Genomic DNA, 15,294 nt, shown 5'->3' on the forward strand with positions numbered 1-15,294 from the left:
CCTCCCTCACGCTTCGTCGGGAATGACGGCGGTCGCCTCGATCTCGACCAGCCATTCCGGACGGGCGAGCGCCGAGACCACGAGGCCGGTGGAGACGGGGAACACGCCCTGGAGATACTTGCCCATCTCCGTATAGACGGCCTCGCGATAGCGGATGTCGATGAGATAGACGACGACGCGGCAGATATGGCTGAGTTCGGAGCCCGCCTCCTCGAGCAGCATCTTGATGTTTTCCATGGCCTTGCGGGCCTGCGCGCCGGCATCGCCGATATGCAGGCTCTCGCGCGTGTCGAGATCCTGCGCGATCTGCCCGCGCACGAACACCGTCGCCCCGCGCGCCACCACCGCCTGGCAGAGGTCGTTGTTCAGCTTTTGCTCGGGGTAGGTTTCCTTGGTGTTGAAGGGGCGGATGCGGGTGTGCACGGGCATGGATGTCTCCTTGACGATGGCGGGGAGCGCCGCGGTTACCCGCGGCGCCATGGCGAACTATTGCAGAAGCTGTGTCCAGACGCGGGTCACGAGGTCCTGCGCGGCGGCCGAGCAGGTGCGCGAGAAGGTGATCGGCACGTCGGGATAGAGCTCGGGTGCCTTGTCCTTGGTGTAGGTGACCTTCGCCTGCACGACCTTCATCGGCGAGGAATGGGCGTAGAAGTTCATCTGCTCGGTGGCGTTTTCCTGTGTGGAGAGGAACTCGATGAACTTTACCGCATTGTCGCGGTTCGGCGCGCCCTTGGGGATGACGAGGCTGTCCATCCAACCGACAAGACCTTCCTTGGTCATGGCGAGGCTGACGGGCGAACCGGCCTTGCGCGCCTTCAGCGAATCCCCGTCCCACCAGAAATGGGCCGAGACCTCGCCGGAGGCGAGACGGCTTGCGATATTGTCGGAGGAGTAGGCGGCGACAGCCGGCTTCTGGGCCATCAGCAGATCCAGAACCTTCTTCATCTCCGCCTGGTCCTCCGAGCAGAAGGGCACGCCGAGATAGAGCTGGGCCGCGCCGATCACCTCGTCGGGATAGGAGAGCAGGGCGATCTTGCCCTTCAGCTCGCCGTCCGGCTCGAAGAAGTATTTGAAGCTGTCGGTCGGTCCCTTGTACTGATCGGTGTTCACCACGAAGCCGGCGGTGCCGTAGGCGAGGGGGATCGAATAGGCCTGCTGCTCGTCCCACCACTGGTTGCGCCACTTCTCCTCGATGTTCTCGTAGGCCTTCAGCTTGCTGGCCTCGAAATTCTCGATAAGGCCCTCGTCGATCATGACGCGCAGGAAATGCTGCGACGGCGTGGCGATGTCGTAGCCGGAAGAGCCGGCCTGCAACTTGGTGAGAAGGTCCTCGTTGGAGGTGAAGCTGTCGACATTCACCTTGACGTCGTTCTCCTTGGAGAACTTTTCGATGAGGGCCGGCGAGATGGATTCGGCCCAGGCATAGATGTTCAGTTCTCCCGCTGCCTGTGCGCCGGTGGCGAAGCAGAGGGCGAGGGCCGTGGCTGCAAGATAGGTCTTCATTGTCTGTTCCTCTCTTTGATTATGGTTCGGCGTTCTCACGGGCGCCGCGCGCCGCGACCAGGAGCGCGACGGTGGCAAGGATGAGCGAGGCAAGGATCAGCAGGGTCGCGATGGCGTTCAGCTCCGGTGATGTGCCGGCGCGGATCAGCGAGAAGATATAGACGGGCAACGTCGTCGAGCCGCCCGTGGCAAGCAGGTTCGAGGTGATGAAGTCGTCCATCGAGATGAGGAAGGCGAGCATCGCGCCGGAGAAGACGCCAGGGAAGATCAGTGGCAGCGTCACCCGGCGGAAGGTCGTCCAGCGATCCGCATAGAGATCGGCGCTTGCTTCCTCGAGATCGAGCGACATGCCCTGCAGGCGGGCGCGGATCGGCAGGAAGGCGAAGGGCGTGCAGAAGGCGGAATGAGCGACGACGAGCCGCAGCATGCCGTTCTGGATGTCGAGCAGCGAGAACAGGATGAGCGTGGCGACGGCGAGCACGATTTCCGGCAGGAGCAGCGGCAGGTTGACGATCGTCTCGGAAAGCTTGCGGAAGCGCAGGTCCTTGCCGCGGATGATCGCGAGCGCGGCGGAAAGCGCGATGAGGGTGGAGACGGCGGTCGCGATGGCGGCCACCGTCAGCGAGGTCGTCAGCGCGTTCATCAGGGCGGCATTGTTGAGTGCCGAGCCGTACCAGTCGAGGGAAAAGCCCGTCCAGACACCCGCAACGCGGTTGGCGTTGAAGGAGTAGACGACGATGATGGCGAGCGGGGCGTAGAGATAGAGGAAGAAGACAGCGGTGAGGGGCCCGAGGCCCGGGTAGTGCTTGACGTCGTGGCGAATGTTCATGGCGTCACCTCCCGGCGGGCGGCGCGCAGCGCGGTGACGATCAGGAAGACCATGACGAGCGCCATCAGCGCCATGGCGATCGCCGCGCCGAAGGGCCAGTTGCGGCCGCCGCCGAACTGCAGCTGGATCAGCGAGCCCATCATCATCTGCTTGCCGCCGCCCATCAGCGTCGGCTCCAGCACCGCGCCGAGCGAGGGCACGAAGACGAGGATCGCGCCGGCCGTAAGGCCCGGGGCGGTCAGCGGCAGGATCACCCGGCGCAGCGTCACCCAACGGTCGCCGTAGAGATCGTGCGACGCCTCGATCAGTGTGCCGTCGAGCTTTTCGATGGAGGCGAAGACCGGCAGGACCATCAGCGGCATGGCGGTATAGACCATCGCCGTCAGCGTCGCGCCGTCGTTGAACATGAAGCTCATGCCGGAAGAGAACCCGAAGGCTTCGAAGAGGCGCGGCAGGGTGCCGTCCTTGCCGAGAATGATCATCCAGGCATAGACGCGCAGGATCATCGAGACCCAGAACGGCAGCGTCACGAGATAGACGAGGATTGCCTTGCGGCCGGGCGGCTGGCGCGAGATGAAATAGGCGACCGGCACGGCGAAGAGAAGGCAGATCAGCGTCGTCGCGCCGGCCAGCAGGAAGGTGCGGCCGATGATCAGAAGGTATTGCGGGGTGAACTCCAGCTCGCCCGTCCAGCCCTCGTTGAAGAGGATCTGGCGATAGCCCGCGAGGTTGAGGTCCCAGGCAAAGCCGCCATGGGCGCCGCGCGTGGAGAGCGAGACGGCGGCGATGATGAAGATCGGCAGGATCAGCGCAAAGCCCATCAGCAGCCGTGACGGCAGCAGGCCCCAGAAGGAGAGGTCGTGCCAGAAGCGGGTGCGCGGGGCGCGCTCCGTTCCGGCGGGGGCGTGGAGGGCGGTGTCGCTCATGCCGTCAGCACTCGCGCCGAAGCCACGACGAAGCCGACCGGAACCTTTGCGCCGAGCGGGATCGTATCCCCCTCGCGCGAGGCGTTGCGGCGCGAGGCGCGCAGTTCGGTGCCCGCGACGTCGAGCGTGTAGTGGGTGTAGCCGCCCATATAGTTCTTGTTGGTGATGCGCCCCTCGAAGGTGACGCCGTCCGCCGCCCCCTGGGCCTGATTGCCGAGGTTGATCTTTTCCGGACGCACGGAAAGCGTCGCACGCCCCCGGGCGGTGGGGCCGGTGGCCGGTACGGTGATCGACAGGCCGAAGGGCGTGCGGACGGTCGCTTCCCCGGCCGCGGTTTCCAGCACTTCGACCTCCAGAAAGTTCGTTTCGCCGACGAAATCGGCAACGAAGCGGTTGACGGGCTCCTCGTAGATTTCCGTTGGCGTGCCGATCTGCTGCACCTCGCCGCCACCGAGAACGGCGATACGATCGGACATGTCGAGCGCTTCTTCCTGGTCGTGGGTGACGAAGACGAAGGTGATGCCGGTGTCGCGTTGCAGGGTGCGCAGTTCGTCGCGCATCGCCTGGCGCAGTTTAAGGTCGAGGGCGGAGAGCGGTTCGTCGAGCAGCAGCACTTCCGGCTCCGGCGCAAGCGCGCGGGCGAGTGCGATGCGCTGGCGCTGGCCGCCGGAAAGCTGGGCGGGCTTGCGTTTCGCCATCGCGCCCATGTGCACGCGTTCCAGCATCTCGCCGACCCGGCTCTTGATACGCGCCTTGTCCCAGCCGAGGTTTTCCAGGCCGTAGGCGACGTTCTGCTCCAGCGTCATGTGCGGGAAGAGGGCGTAGCTCTGGAAGACGGTGTTGACGCGGCGCTTGTGCGGCGGGATGGCGACGACCTCCTTGCCGTTGAGCAGTATCGAGCCGGTGTCCGGGCTTTCGAAGCCGGCCAGCATGCGCAGCAACGTGGTCTTGCCGCAGCCGGAGGGGCCGAGCATGGTAAAGAACTCGTTGCTGCCGATGTCGAAGCTGACGGAATTCAGCGCCTGATAGGCCCCGAAGGACTTCGAGACCGATTTCACTTCGATGGCCTTGGGCTGCTGGGTCATGCCGTGCTCCTCACGCCGGTTCGAGCTGGGTGACTTCGCGGCGGAAGGGCAGGTCGTCGCCGATATCGGGCGTGTCCAGTTCCCGCGCATAGCGATGGCCGGCATAGGTCGCCCAGGCGATGGGGGCCGGCGCCGCGGCGTCGCCGATGATCTTGATGCTCTTGATGCCGGCGTCGGCCCAGTCGGCTTGGCGGGCGATCAGGTCGTTGTAGAGCGCATCTTCCGAAAGGCGCGAGGCGACCATGACCACGGCGTCGCAGCCGATGGTCTTCCGGCGGCCGGTATAGGTGCAGTTGGTCTCGACCTCGCCGGCGCGGATGGCGGTGACGCCGCGGTTGAGGCGGATATCGACGCCGAGATCGTCGAGGCGCACATGGATCGCGCCCTGTTCCAGCGTGTTGCGCGTCCAGTCGGAGACGTAGGCCGAGGGCGTAACGAGGATGACGCTCGCGCCGGCCTTCGCCACCACCTCGGCCATCACGCCGCCCATGTAATAGTGGTCGTCGTCGTAGACGACGACGGTTTTCCCGGCGAGGTTTTCCGGGTGGAGCTTGCCCATGATGTCGTCGGGCGTCCAGACGGTCATGGCGGGATCGATCGGCATCGGCACGACATGCTGGCGGGCGACGCCGTCGCGCCGCCAGCGCGAGCCGGTCGCGATGGCGACATGCTCGAAGCCGAAGCCGAGCACGTCCTCGGCGGTGAGGCGGCTGTCGAAATAGGTCTCGACATTGGTGCGCTGCGAAATCTGGTACTGGCGGTAATCGACCACGCGGCCCCAGGCGGAAAGGCCGGGCAGCAGCCGCTCGCGCGAGACGCGCCCACCGAGCGTGGTGGTGGCTTCGGCGAGCGTCACGTCATAGCCGCGCAGCGAGAGGGCGCGGGTGGCCTCCAGCCCGGCCGGGCCTGCGCCGACGACGAGCACGGTCTGGCTCTCGCCCTTTTCGTTCATGCGTTCGGGGTGCCAGCCCTTGCGCCATTCCTCCATGAAGGTCGGGTTCTGGGTGCAGCGGCTGATCGACATGGTCATGTCGCCGGTGATGCACATGTTGCAGCCGATGCACTCGCGGATGTCGTCGATGCGGCCTTCCTCGATCTTTTTGGGCAGGAAGGGATCGGCGATGGAGGGGCGGGCGCAGCCGATGAAATCCAGCACGCCCTGACGGATCATGCGCGCCATCACATCCGGCGAGGTGAAGCGGCCGACGCCGACGACGGGTTTCGACGACAGTTCGCGGATGCCTTTCACCAGAATTTCCTGCGCGCCCTCCTCCTTGAAGCGGGAGGGCCCGGAACAGTCTTCCCATGCGCCGTGCGCGAGGTCCCAGAGGTCCGGCAGGTCGGCGTTCATCTCGACGAATTCGCGCACCTCCGCATTGGAGAAGCCGAGTTCGCCGATGGTCTCGTCCAGGCTGACACGCATGGTGATCGCCGTCGTGTCGCCGACGGCATCGCGGATATCGGCCACCACCTCGCGGGCGAAGCGCGAGCGGTTTTCCAGGCTCCCGCCATAGTCGTCGGTGCGCTGGTTGGTGGCGCGCGACAGGAAGTGCTGGAAGATGCCGAAGCCGTGCGCGCCGTAAAGACAGATCAGGTCGAAGCCGGCGACCTTCGAGCGCTTGGCGGCGTTGACGAACCAGCGGCGGAGATTCTTGATGTCGGTGAGGTCGAGCGCGCGGGCCTGCACCGGGTCGTTGGTGAAGGTGCGGATCGGCAGCGCGGAGGGGGCGAGCGGCACTTCCTTGGTATAAAAGTTCGGGCCGTTGATGCCGGAATAGGCGAGCTGGATGCCGGCGAGCGCGCCGTGCACCTTCATCGCGTCGGACATGCGGCGAAGGCCGGGAATATCCTTGTCCTCCCACAGGCGCAGCTCGATGAAGGGGGTGATTTCCGAGGTGTGGTGCATCTCGGTCTGCTCGGTGAAGATGACGCCCCAGCCGCCCTCGGACTTGATGCCGCGCATCGCCGCCGCCGCCGAGGGGTCCCGGTAGCCGCCGCCGTTGCAATGCGGTACCTGGTAGAACCGGTTTTTGGCGACGTGCGGGCCGATCGCGCGGGGTTCGAACAGGATGTCGTATTTGGCGTCACGCATGGCAATCCTCGGGGTTTGTGAGGCTATAGGATTGGGGGAAGAGCTTCGGGTAAATGATGCGTTCCGGAAGCATGGATTAGGTTCAGGCTAATCGAGACTGTTTGCCGGACGGCCCGATACCCTCGATCGATGCGAGGATATTCAGTCTCTTGGAAAATATCTTTTGATTTCAGTCAATTATGAAAAATTTGGCGCCGCCCCCCCCCCCCGCAATGCATGTGATCGCGGCGGGAGCCGGCGCCCTGATGGTCGATGGCCGGGCGGCCGATGCCTAGTATTTCACCCACACGGTTTTGAGCGCGCAGTACTTGTCGAAGCTGTGAAGGGAGAGATCGCGACCGAAACCGGACTGCTTCATGCCGCCGAAGGGTGTCATCGCCGAGAGCGCGTCGACCGTGTTGACCGAAACCGTCCCAGCCTGGAGACGGTCGGAGACGGAGAGCGCACGCGAAAGGTCCTTCGTCCAGACGGATGCGGCAAGTCCGTATTCGCTGTCGTTCGCCATCCGCAGCGCCTCTTCGTCGCTGTCGAAGGGCGTGATGGCGAGGACGGGACCAAAAATCTCCTCGCGGGCGATGCGGGCATCCGGCGCGACGTCGTTGAAGATCGTCGGCTGGATGTAGCAATCCGAGCCATTGCGTGTCTCGCGTTCGCCGCCATGGGCGAGGCGGGCTTCCTTGCGGCCGATGTCGATATAGGAGGCGACGCGGTCGGCATGGGCCCTTTCAACGAGCGGGCCCATGCGGGTTGCGGGATCGAGCGGATCGCCGAGTGGCCAGGCGGCGGTGGCGGCGATGACCTTCTGCGTGAACTCCTCCTGCACGGAGCGGTGCACCAGCAGGCGCGAGTTGGCCGAGCACACCTCGCCGGAGTTGAACAGGATGCCGAAGGCCGCCATCTCGGCCGCCTTGTCGAGATCGGCATCGGCGAAGACCAGACTGGGCGACTTGCCACCGGTCTCCAGCCAGACCTGCTTCATGTTGCTTTGCCCGGCATAGGTCATGAAGAGCTTGCCGACCTTGGTCGAGCCGGTAAAGACGAGCGCGTCGACATCGCCATGCAGGCCGAGCGCCCGGCCGGCATCCTCGCCATAACCGGGCACGACATTCAGCACCCCGTCCGGCAGGCCCGCCTCGGAGGCGAGTTCGGCCAGCATCAGGGCGGAGAGCGGCGATTGTTCGGCCGGTTTCAGCACCACGGAATTGCCCGTGGCGAGTGCCGGCGCGAGCTTCCACGTCGCCATGTCGAGCGGGAAGTTCCACGGCACGACGGCGCCGATGACGCCGAGCGGCACGCGGCGGATCAGGGCGAGATCGCCGCGGCCGGTGGGCGCGATCTCGTCGTAGAGCTTGTCGATGGCCTCCGCGTGCCACTGGAAGAAGTGGGCGGAGCCGGGCGCATCGATGGTCGAACTGTCGGTGATCGGCTTGCCGACGTCGAGTGTTTCGAGAAGGGCGAGTTCCGGGATGTTGTCGCGGATGAGCGCGGCGAGGCGCAGCAACACCTCCTTGCGCTCGGCCGGCGACTTGCCCGACCAGCGGCCGTCGTCGAAGGCGCGGCGGGCAGAGGCCACTGCAACATCGATATCGTCAGCGGTGCCGCGGGAAACCGCCGTCAGCACTTCGGCATTGGCCGGGTTCACGGTCTCGAACCGGCCGCCCTTCGCCGCCTCGCGAAAGCTCCCCTCGATGTAGAGGCCGTTGCGGAACTTCAGGCGCGCGGCGCGCTCGCGCCATTCGGTCGTCGTCGTCATGAATTGCCTTTCTCTTGCTGGGCGGCATCGGCGCAAACCGGCAGGTCCATGCCCATGCCGCGGATCGTCTCGCCGCAGAAATCGATGAAGCGCCGGACGGTGAGTGCTGGGGTCGAACCGGCCATCGACAGGATGCCCATGCGCATCGGACGCAGGTTTCCCGTCAGCGGCACAAAAGTCAGCCGGCCGCCATCCAGCGCATAGGTGGAGACTGGCCGGATATTGGCGATGGAATAGCCGAAGCGGTTGGCGACCATGGCGCGCATCACGGACATGTCGCGTGTGCGCTCGGCGATATGCGGTGTGAGGCCGGCCTCGCGGAAGAGCGACAGGAAGTAGGCCGAGCTGTGCGGCAGGTCGAGCAGGATCATCGGATGGGGTGCAAGATCCTCCACCGTGACACCGCTGCGGCCGGCCAGCGGATGATCCTCGTGCAGCACCGCATAGGGCGGCAGGACCGCCAGCTCGTGGAAGGTCACGTCGGCGGGAATGTCGAGGTCGTAGCTGAGCGCGATGTCGAAGCGCGCCATGCGCAAGCCTTCGAGAATGCGCGCCTGGTCGCGCTCGTACTGGAAGAAATCGACGTCGGGATAGGCGTCGGAAAAGGCGCGGCGCAGCGAGGGGATGACGGCCTGCGCAAAGGTGACGAGGCAGGCGACATGCAGCGGCCCGCGCACCTGGCCCGTCAGTTCGTTGGAAAGGGCGTTGAGCTTTGCGGCCTCTGAGAGGATCTGCCGTGCCTGCGCGACGAAGCTGTGGCCGGCCTGGGTCAACGACAAGCCATGGGCGTGACGGCGCACGAAGAGGTTGATGCCGAATTCCTTCTCGAGCTGCGAGATCGCGGCCGAGACGGATGGGGCCGAGACGTTGACCCGTTCGGCCGCCTCGGTGACCGAGCCGAATTCCCCGACCGCGACGAGATATTCCAGTTGCCGGAGCGTGAAGCGCAACACCATGTCTGTTCCCCTGTTGAGGCGCCAATTAAGGAACAGATTCGCACGCGCGGAAAGGGCGCGCTCCTCGGGATTGTGAATGACGGGCTCATCTTCGGGGGCTGGATGTCGGTTCATGGCATGCTCGCTTCCTCCTTGCGGGCTTTTGGCGCCGTCGGATTTCAGGAGGCTGCGGCGATCCGCTCCGTACCGCGGTGCTCGGCGATGTAGCCGGCAAGGTAATCCGCATCGTGCCAGCAGCCCCAGATGAAGGAGGAGGCGCGGCGAGAGAGCCACGGCAGGCCGACGAAGAAGAGGCCCGGTACCCTGGAGACGCCGCGGTCGTGGACGGGGCGGCCCTTTTCGTCGAGGGCGTCGAGCTTCAGCCAGCCGTAATCGACCGCATAACCCGTCGCCCAGATGATGGTGCTGATCCCGGCTTCCTTGAGGTCGAGCGCGAGGATCGGATCGGTCAGGCAGGCCGGATCCGCCTCACGACGGCGTGCTTCGGGATCCTCCGGCAGGTCGAGATGGTTTTCGGCGGCATAGGCGTCGGCGCGATCGAGCAGGGAGAGGTGGTTGGCATCACCCCGTGCAATGTTGTCGGCAAGGTCGGGGGCGACATGCAGCACGCCGCCGGAAAAGCTTTCGGCCCGGCCGAGCAGGGTCATGCCTCGATTGCCGAGGCGACGGAAATCGACGGTGTTGCCGCCATAGGCACCGCTGACGGCGATGGTGACGTGCTCGGTGTTCGGCGCGGGCACCTTGAGGTCCCAGATGCCGAGCACGCCGAGCCACCAGCAGAAATCCTTGCCGCGGTAGCGCCGCGGCGGCCGGTCGTGCGGGCCGATGGAAAGATAGACGCGTCGGCCGGCCCGCAGCAGCTCATCGGCGATCTGCGTGCCGGAGGAGCCGGCTCCGATCACCAGCACTGCGCCCTCGGGCAGCTGGCCCGGATTGCGGTAGGTGTTGGAATGGATCTGCGTGAGGCCCTGTTGCGCCGGCACCAGGGCGGGCATGACCGGGCGCTGGAAGGCACCCGTTGCGGAGACGACGTTTTTCGCCTCGATCACGCCGTCGGAGGTCTCGACGCGGAAGATGTCTCCCTCCTTGCGCACGGACCTGACCTCGACGCCGCAGCGGATCGGCGCCTTGATCTTCTCCGCATAGGTGACGAAGTAGTCGGCCACCTGTTCCTTGGGGGCGAAGGCGTCGTCGTGGAGGCCGGGAAAAGTCAGGCCGGGGAAGCGGTCGTGCCAGGCCGGGCCGTTGGCAACGAGGCTGTCCCAGCGGGCGGTGCGCCAGCTTTCGGCGATACGGGCTTTTTCGAGAACGAGATGGGCAAGGCCGCGTCTGCCGAGGTGCTCGCTCATCGCAACGCCCGCCTGACCGGCACCGATGACGAGCGTATCCACTTTTTCCACTGCCATGCCGCTTTCCTTCCCGTTTCCGGAGCACCGGCCCCTGCTGCTGTATCGGGGTCGATGTGTAGTGGAAGGCGGAAAGCGCCGACATGAGCGTTTGATTCAGCGCTGATTAGGCGGCCGCTAAGCTGGCCGAATTCTGCGGGCGCGCGCAGGGCATGCCGGTGGATCGGGAAGGGATGAGCGGCCCCGGCGGGTTCGCCGGGGCTTGCCGTCAGATGCCGCCCATGCAGAGATATTTCATCTCCAGATAGTCCTCCAGGCCATGGCGGGAGCCCTCCCGTCCCATGCCGGACTGCTTGACGCCGCCGAAGGGGGCGGCTTCCGAGGACATGCGGCCTGTGTTGATGCCGACCATGCCGTATTCCAGGGCCTCCGCCACCCGCCAGACGCGGCTGAGATTGGAGGCGTAGAAATAGGCGGCGAGGCCGTAGATCGTGTCGTTCGCCTCGCGCACCACCGCATCGGCATCCGTGAAGCGGATGATCGGGGCGAGCGGGCCGAAGGTCTCCTCCTGCGCGATGCGCATGTCGCGCGAGATGCCGGTGAGCACGGTCGGTGCAAAAAAGGTGCCGGCGCCCTCGATGCGTTTCCCGCCGCAATGGATGCTGCCGCCACGGTCGACCGCATCGGCGACATGGGCCTCGATCTTGGAGAGCGCCCGGGTGTCGATCAGCGGGCCGATCGCGACATCGGGGTCGAAACCGTCGCCGACGGAGAGCGTGCGCACCCGCTCGGTGAATTTCCGTGCGAATTCGTCGTGCACGCCGGCCTGCACATAGAGCCGGTTCGCGGAAACGCAGGTCTGGCCGGCATTGCGGAACTTCGCCTGGATGGCTCCGTCGACGGCAGCATCGACATCCGCGTCGTCGAAGACGATGAAGGGGGCGTTGCCGCCGAGCTCCAGGCTGAGCTTTTTCACCTGGTCGGCGCATTGCCGCATCAGCAGCCGTCCCACTTCCGTGGAGCCGGTGAAGCTGATCTTGCGCACCGTCGCATTGGAACAGAGTTCGCGGCCGATGGCGTCGCCCTCGGCGGCATAGATCAGGTTGACGACGCCCGGCGGAAAGCCGGCCTTTTCCGCCAGCGCGAACATCGCGCCAGCCACGAGGGGTGTCTGTTCTGCCGGCTTGAGAACGACCGTGCAGCCGGCGGCAAGCGCCGGCGAGATCTTTCGCGCGACCATCGAGGCAGGAAAGTTCCAGGGCGTGATGGCGCCGACGACGCCGATCGGCTGCTTGATGACGATCATGCGCCGGTCGCGGGAGGGGGCGGGGATCGTTTCGCCATAGACCCGGTTCGCTTCCTCCGCATACCATTGCAGATAGGCCGCGGCATGCGAGACCTCGGACCTCGCCTCGGCAAACGGCTTGCCCATCTCTGCGGTCAGGATCGTCGCAAGGTCGTCCGTGTGCTGCACGATCAGCTGGTGCCAGCGCCACAGTGTGTCGGACCGCTCGCGCGCGGTGCGCGCGGCCCATTCGGTCTGGGCTTCGCCGGCCCGCTCGATCGCCGTGCGTGCTTCGACGACGCCCATGTCGGGGATGTCGGCCAGATGTGCGCCGGTGGCGGGATTGAAGACCGTGAAGGTGGGGTTGTCGGCGGCAAGGCCGAGCCAGGCTGGATCGCCGATCGCTTCGAACAATGCCGGGTTCTTCAGGCGGCTGATGAGATTGCGAGACAGGGCCAAACGGTGTCCTCCCGATGAGACGTCCTCGAAGATGCAATAGGCGAGCAACCGCTCGCCTGCAATCGGGATGATGCCGCATGCTTCGGCCACCCTTTTCGGCCGGCTCCTTCCTGTGATCGTCGACCCTGCGTCTTGGCGATTGCGGCGGCCTGAGAACTGGCGGTTTGCGCATGAGGGAGCCGCAGGGCCGGCGCCCGACGGCGGCAAAAAGCGGCGGGGGATTGTTGGTGTGGCACTTTGACCTCACGCCGGCTTTCGGCGATGAATGGGCATGCGGGACGCGGCGGGCACCCGATCCGGTCGCGCAGGGCAACACATCAATCGCCGGTGCCTTCGAGACGTTCGTCAGCCGGCGCATACCAATAGGTGACGGAGCATGGAAATTCTGACAGCGGCCGGACTGACGGCGCTCTTGCAGGTCATTGCAATCGATCTCGTCCTCGCGGGCGACAATGCGGTGGTCATCGGTCTTGCGGCGGCGGGTCTTCCGGCCGAGCAGCGCAAGAAGGCGATCCTCGTCGGCATCCTGGCGGCGACCGTGCTGCGCATCGCCTTTGCGACGGTCGCGGTGCATCTGCTTGCGATCATCGGCCTCCTGCTCGCCGGTGGCCTGCTGCTGCTCTGGGTGTGCTGGAAGATGTGGCGCGAGCTGCATGCCGGCCATGGCGGGGAAGAGGAGGCGAGCCTGCAGGACACGCCGAAAAAGACCTTCCTTCAGGCCGCCACGCAGATCGTCGTTGCCGACGTTTCCATGTCGCTCGACAATGTGCTTGCCGTCGCCGGCGCCGCGCGCGAGCATCCGAGCGTGCTGGTCATCGGCCTTGCGCTCTCGATTGCGCTGATGGGCATCGCGGCCAATTTCATCGCCAATCTGCTCAACAGGCACCGCTGGATCGCCTATGTCGGCCTTGCGATCATCCTCTATGTCGCGCTCGACATGATCTATCGCGGCGCGCTGGAGGTGATGCCCTATCTGGCCGCTGGCTAGGCGTGACGTCTTCGCGGCAGCCGCCGTTGCTGCCTGCCTGAAAAGGGATTGCCCGGTTGCGATAGACGGCCGCGCCGGGCTAGCCTGCAGGCAAAGTGCAGGAGATTTTCATGACGCGACGGTTGATTCTCACGGCTTCCCTCATTGGCTGCCTTGCCGGCCTTGCCCCATCCGCCGGCGCGGTGGAGCTGGAAAAGATCGCGGGCCGCACGATCGAGATCAAGGAGCGGGATTTCGAGAAGGTGCTCACCGTCGACGGTCGGGAACTGCACACCAATGCGCTCATCTTTCTGGACGACGTCTACGCCTTCGGCGGCACGGTCGTGGTCGTGGGCACGAGTTCGGTCGGGGGCAATGCCTGTGAAGGTTCCCCCTTCGTGCTGTCCTTTCCCGAAAAGGGGGCGCCGCGCATAGACGGCCCCCTCGACAGCTGCACGCCCGTGTCGCATTCGGTGGATGGCCCGGCACTGCTGTTCTCGACGGCGAGCGTTCCCGGGCGGGATACCGAGCGCTGGCAATGGACCGCCGACCGGGGCATGACGCCGCTTGCGCCGGTGGCCTTCCACCCGGACGAAACGCGCGGCTGGGGCAATCTGCGGGAGCGCACCTTCGCACATCCCTCTGACGCCTTTGCCAATGCCGAGATCGCCGCCAGCCTGAAGATGGTGCTCGGCTGGGATTTCTCGCAGTTCCAGCAATTGATGAGCGGCGTGGGAAGCGGTGAGTTCAAGGGAGACGACTTCGTCGGCACCGCGTGCCGCCCGCATGCATGCCTTGACGAGGCGGGGCTGGTCTTCCTCTCCTCGAACGACCGTCGCGCCTATGTGGCCTGGAAGCCGGACGGCGAAAAGATCGCTGTCTTTCCCGCCCCGGTGACGGGCTGGCCGGAAAAGGCAAGGGCGGAGCTGAAGGAATGGGCAAAACAATGGCCGTAGGCACTGCGAAGCACGGCCTGCGAAACGCAACAGGGAGGCAGCGATGCCGCATGTGATACTCAAGATGGTCGAAGGGCGCACGGAAGAGCAGAAGAAGGCACTTTCCGACGCCCTTACCCTGGCCGTCACGACGACGCTTGGTTGCGGCGAGGACCTCGTGTCGGTCGCGATCGAGGACGTCAAGGACGAGGAATGGATGGCCAAGGTCTATGTGCCGGATATCCAGAGGCAACCCGGCAGGATCTACCGGATGCCTGGCTACGGTCCTGAAGACTGAGGCCGCAGGTGCCGGTTCCGCGGGCCCCTCCGTATGTTTACCTTCGGTCGGTGCCAGGCGGGGGAGGTAGGCCGGCCGGCACGGATTGCAGCCGAACCGCGAGGAGGCCGGGCATGACATCGATGGGCAAGGCGGGCTTCGTGTCGGGGATGGTTTTCATCTGGTCCGCCGCAACGGCGATGGCAACGCCGCCGGACGCGCTCTCGGTGCGCGACGAGGTGTTTGGGGTCGGTGCCCGCGAAATTCTCGTCCTGCGCACCGTCAGCGACAATCTCGGATCCTACAACGCGACCGTCAGCACGGTTTTCGTCGTGCTCATCGATGCGGCTACGGCGCAGGAAGCACTTTGGCCGGTCTACAGGACACGGCTGGTGCCGGACTATGAGAGCGATCCATCCGGCCTGACGCCGAGCATCCGGAACGAGGCGCTGGCCCAGCGCCGGGATGCCTTCGACCTTCTGTCCGAGCGAAAGGCCCTGCCGGCGGGCAGTGCATCGGCCCGGGGCGAAACGCCGGATGTCATGACCTATTCCATGCAGGCCGGCATCGATGTCCGCTACCTGGACGGAACCCGCTACGGGCTGACGGCTGGGGAACTGCGCCGGCAGTGGGAGGTTGCAGCCGACCAGCTGGCCGCGGCGCTGGAGCCCTATGACCGGCTTGGCCCGCTTGCAGCGGTGGACCTGATCGATGACGGAGCGCTCGATCTTTCCGCATGCACGCTCGCGAATCCCGCAACATGGAGCCTTCTCGCCGGGGCCGGCTCCATGCAGGTCCTGCGCATCACCTGTGAAGGGGAAGGTCTTTCCTGGTCGCGACTGCTCGTCGTGCCGTCTCGGCAGAAATGAACAGGCTCGGGG

14 protein-coding genes are annotated in these 15,294 nt (G+C 65.5%); 4 read left to right on the plus strand and 10 right to left on the minus strand.

The genetic code is table 11. The annotated features are described in order from the left end of the window. Window positions 1-6: 6 nt before the first annotated feature. The 10 genes from EXZ48_RS09350 to EXZ48_RS09395 all read right to left on the minus strand — a co-directional run bounded on the left by EXZ48_RS09350 (window position 7) and on the right by EXZ48_RS09395 (window position 12,234). Window positions 7-429 carry a RidA family protein gene (locus tag EXZ48_RS09350; RefSeq protein ID WP_130515520.1) on the minus strand — a complete coding sequence of 141 codons (423 nt, stop codon included), beginning with the start codon at window positions 427-429 and terminating at the stop codon, window positions 7-9. 57 nt (window positions 430-486) lie between these two features. Continuing rightward, entirely contained in the window at window positions 487-1,503 is a 1,017-nt protein-coding gene (locus EXZ48_RS09355) for an extracellular solute-binding protein (RefSeq protein ID WP_130515522.1), read from the minus strand. A 19-nt stretch (window positions 1,504-1,522) separates the two neighbouring features. Further along, window positions 1,523-2,332 (minus strand): ABC transporter permease, encoded by an 810-nt coding sequence (locus tag EXZ48_RS09360; RefSeq protein WP_130515524.1) that lies wholly within the window; start codon window positions 2,330-2,332, stop codon window positions 1,523-1,525. Next, window positions 2,329-3,258, minus strand: coding sequence for an ABC transporter permease (locus EXZ48_RS09365; RefSeq protein ID WP_130515526.1), 930 nt, complete (start codon window positions 3,256-3,258; stop codon window positions 2,329-2,331). Before EXZ48_RS09365 ends, EXZ48_RS09360 begins: the two co-directional genes overlap by 4 nt. Beyond that, on the minus strand, window positions 3,255-4,343 hold the full coding sequence (locus EXZ48_RS09370) for an ABC transporter ATP-binding protein (RefSeq protein WP_130515528.1): 1,089 nt from the start codon (window positions 4,341-4,343) through the stop codon (window positions 3,255-3,257). Before EXZ48_RS09370 ends, EXZ48_RS09365 begins: the two co-directional genes overlap by 4 nt. Window positions 4,344-4,353: 10 nt before the next feature. Then, window positions 4,354-6,435 (minus strand): FAD-dependent oxidoreductase, encoded by a 2,082-nt coding sequence (locus EXZ48_RS09375; RefSeq protein WP_130515530.1) that lies wholly within the window; start codon window positions 6,433-6,435, stop codon window positions 4,354-4,356. Between the two features lie 271 nt (window positions 6,436-6,706). After that, complete coding sequence (locus EXZ48_RS09380; RefSeq protein ID WP_130515532.1) at window positions 6,707-8,188, minus strand: aldehyde dehydrogenase; 1,482 nt, start codon at window positions 8,186-8,188, stop codon at window positions 6,707-6,709. Continuing rightward, on the minus strand, window positions 8,185-9,144 hold the full coding sequence (locus tag EXZ48_RS09385) for a LysR family transcriptional regulator (RefSeq protein ID WP_130515534.1): 960 nt from the start codon (window positions 9,142-9,144) through the stop codon (window positions 8,185-8,187). Before EXZ48_RS09385 ends, EXZ48_RS09380 begins: the two co-directional genes overlap by 4 nt. Window positions 9,145-9,302: 158 nt before the next feature. After that, window positions 9,303-10,550 carry an NAD(P)/FAD-dependent oxidoreductase gene (locus tag EXZ48_RS09390; RefSeq protein ID WP_130515536.1) on the minus strand — a complete coding sequence of 416 codons (1,248 nt, stop codon included), beginning with the start codon at window positions 10,548-10,550 and terminating at the stop codon, window positions 9,303-9,305. 208 nt (window positions 10,551-10,758) lie between these two features. Further along, window positions 10,759-12,234 carry an NAD-dependent succinate-semialdehyde dehydrogenase gene (locus EXZ48_RS09395; protein ID WP_130515692.1) on the minus strand — a complete coding sequence of 492 codons (1,476 nt, stop codon included), beginning with the start codon at window positions 12,232-12,234 and terminating at the stop codon, window positions 10,759-10,761. Between the two features lie 376 nt (window positions 12,235-12,610). On the opposite strand from EXZ48_RS09395, the gene EXZ48_RS09400 reads away from it, so the two are divergent. The 4 genes from EXZ48_RS09400 to EXZ48_RS09415 all read left to right on the plus strand — a co-directional run bounded on the left by EXZ48_RS09400 (window position 12,611) and on the right by EXZ48_RS09415 (window position 15,282). Beyond that, complete coding sequence (locus tag EXZ48_RS09400; protein ID WP_023512524.1) at window positions 12,611-13,222, plus strand: TerC family protein; 612 nt, start codon at window positions 12,611-12,613, stop codon at window positions 13,220-13,222. A 110-nt stretch (window positions 13,223-13,332) separates the two neighbouring features. Continuing rightward, window positions 13,333-14,157 (plus strand): hypothetical protein, encoded by an 825-nt coding sequence (locus EXZ48_RS09405; RefSeq protein ID WP_130515538.1) that lies wholly within the window; start codon window positions 13,333-13,335, stop codon window positions 14,155-14,157. Between the two features lie 43 nt (window positions 14,158-14,200). Beyond that, the gene (locus EXZ48_RS35780) at window positions 14,201-14,434 is read left to right on the plus strand and encodes a tautomerase family protein (RefSeq protein WP_023512526.1); all 234 of its coding nucleotides are present in this window, start codon (window positions 14,201-14,203) and stop codon (window positions 14,432-14,434) included. 113 nt (window positions 14,435-14,547) lie between these two features. Continuing rightward, window positions 14,548-15,282: a hypothetical protein gene (locus tag EXZ48_RS09415; RefSeq protein ID WP_130515540.1), complete on the plus strand. Its 735-nt coding sequence runs from the start codon at window positions 14,548-14,550 to the stop codon at window positions 15,280-15,282. The last annotated feature ends 12 nt before the right edge of the window (window positions 15,283-15,294 follow it).

The organism is Shinella sp. JR1-6 (assembly GCF_004284735.1).
Lineage (GTDB): Bacteria > Pseudomonadota > Alphaproteobacteria > Rhizobiales > Rhizobiaceae > Shinella.

What these genes read in the sequence shown, in the direction of transcription:
- EXZ48_RS09350 (WP_130515520.1), bottom strand. Translation starts at nt 429, where the DNA reads ATGCCCGTGCACACCCGCATCCGCCCCTTCAACACCAAGGAAACCTAC.
- EXZ48_RS09355 (WP_130515522.1), bottom strand. Translation starts at nt 1,503, where the DNA reads ATGAAGACCTATCTTGCAGCCACGGCCCTCGCCCTCTGCTTCGCCACC.
- EXZ48_RS09360 (WP_130515524.1), bottom strand. Translation starts at nt 2,332, where the DNA reads ATGAACATTCGCCACGACGTCAAGCACTACCCGGGCCTCGGGCCCCTC.
- EXZ48_RS09365 (WP_130515526.1), bottom strand. Translation starts at nt 3,258, where the DNA reads ATGAGCGACACCGCCCTCCACGCCCCCGCCGGAACGGAGCGCGCCCCG.
- EXZ48_RS09370 (WP_130515528.1), bottom strand. Translation starts at nt 4,343, where the DNA reads ATGACCCAGCAGCCCAAGGCCATCGAAGTGAAATCGGTCTCGAAGTCC.
- EXZ48_RS09375 (WP_130515530.1), bottom strand. Translation starts at nt 6,435, where the DNA reads ATGCGTGACGCCAAATACGACATCCTGTTCGAACCCCGCGCGATCGGC.
- EXZ48_RS09380 (WP_130515532.1), bottom strand. Translation starts at nt 8,188, where the DNA reads ATGACGACGACGACCGAATGGCGCGAGCGCGCCGCGCGCCTGAAGTTC.
- EXZ48_RS09385 (WP_130515534.1), bottom strand. Translation starts at nt 9,144, where the DNA reads ATGGTGTTGCGCTTCACGCTCCGGCAACTGGAATATCTCGTCGCGGTC.
- EXZ48_RS09390 (WP_130515536.1), bottom strand. Translation starts at nt 10,550, where the DNA reads ATGGCAGTGGAAAAAGTGGATACGCTCGTCATCGGTGCCGGTCAGGCG.
- EXZ48_RS09400 (WP_023512524.1), top strand. Translation starts at nt 12,611, where the DNA reads ATGGAAATTCTGACAGCGGCCGGACTGACGGCGCTCTTGCAGGTCATT.
- EXZ48_RS09405 (WP_130515538.1), top strand. Translation starts at nt 13,333, where the DNA reads ATGACGCGACGGTTGATTCTCACGGCTTCCCTCATTGGCTGCCTTGCC.
- EXZ48_RS35780 (WP_023512526.1), top strand. Translation starts at nt 14,201, where the DNA reads ATGCCGCATGTGATACTCAAGATGGTCGAAGGGCGCACGGAAGAGCAG.
- EXZ48_RS09415 (WP_130515540.1), top strand. Translation starts at nt 14,548, where the DNA reads ATGACATCGATGGGCAAGGCGGGCTTCGTGTCGGGGATGGTTTTCATC.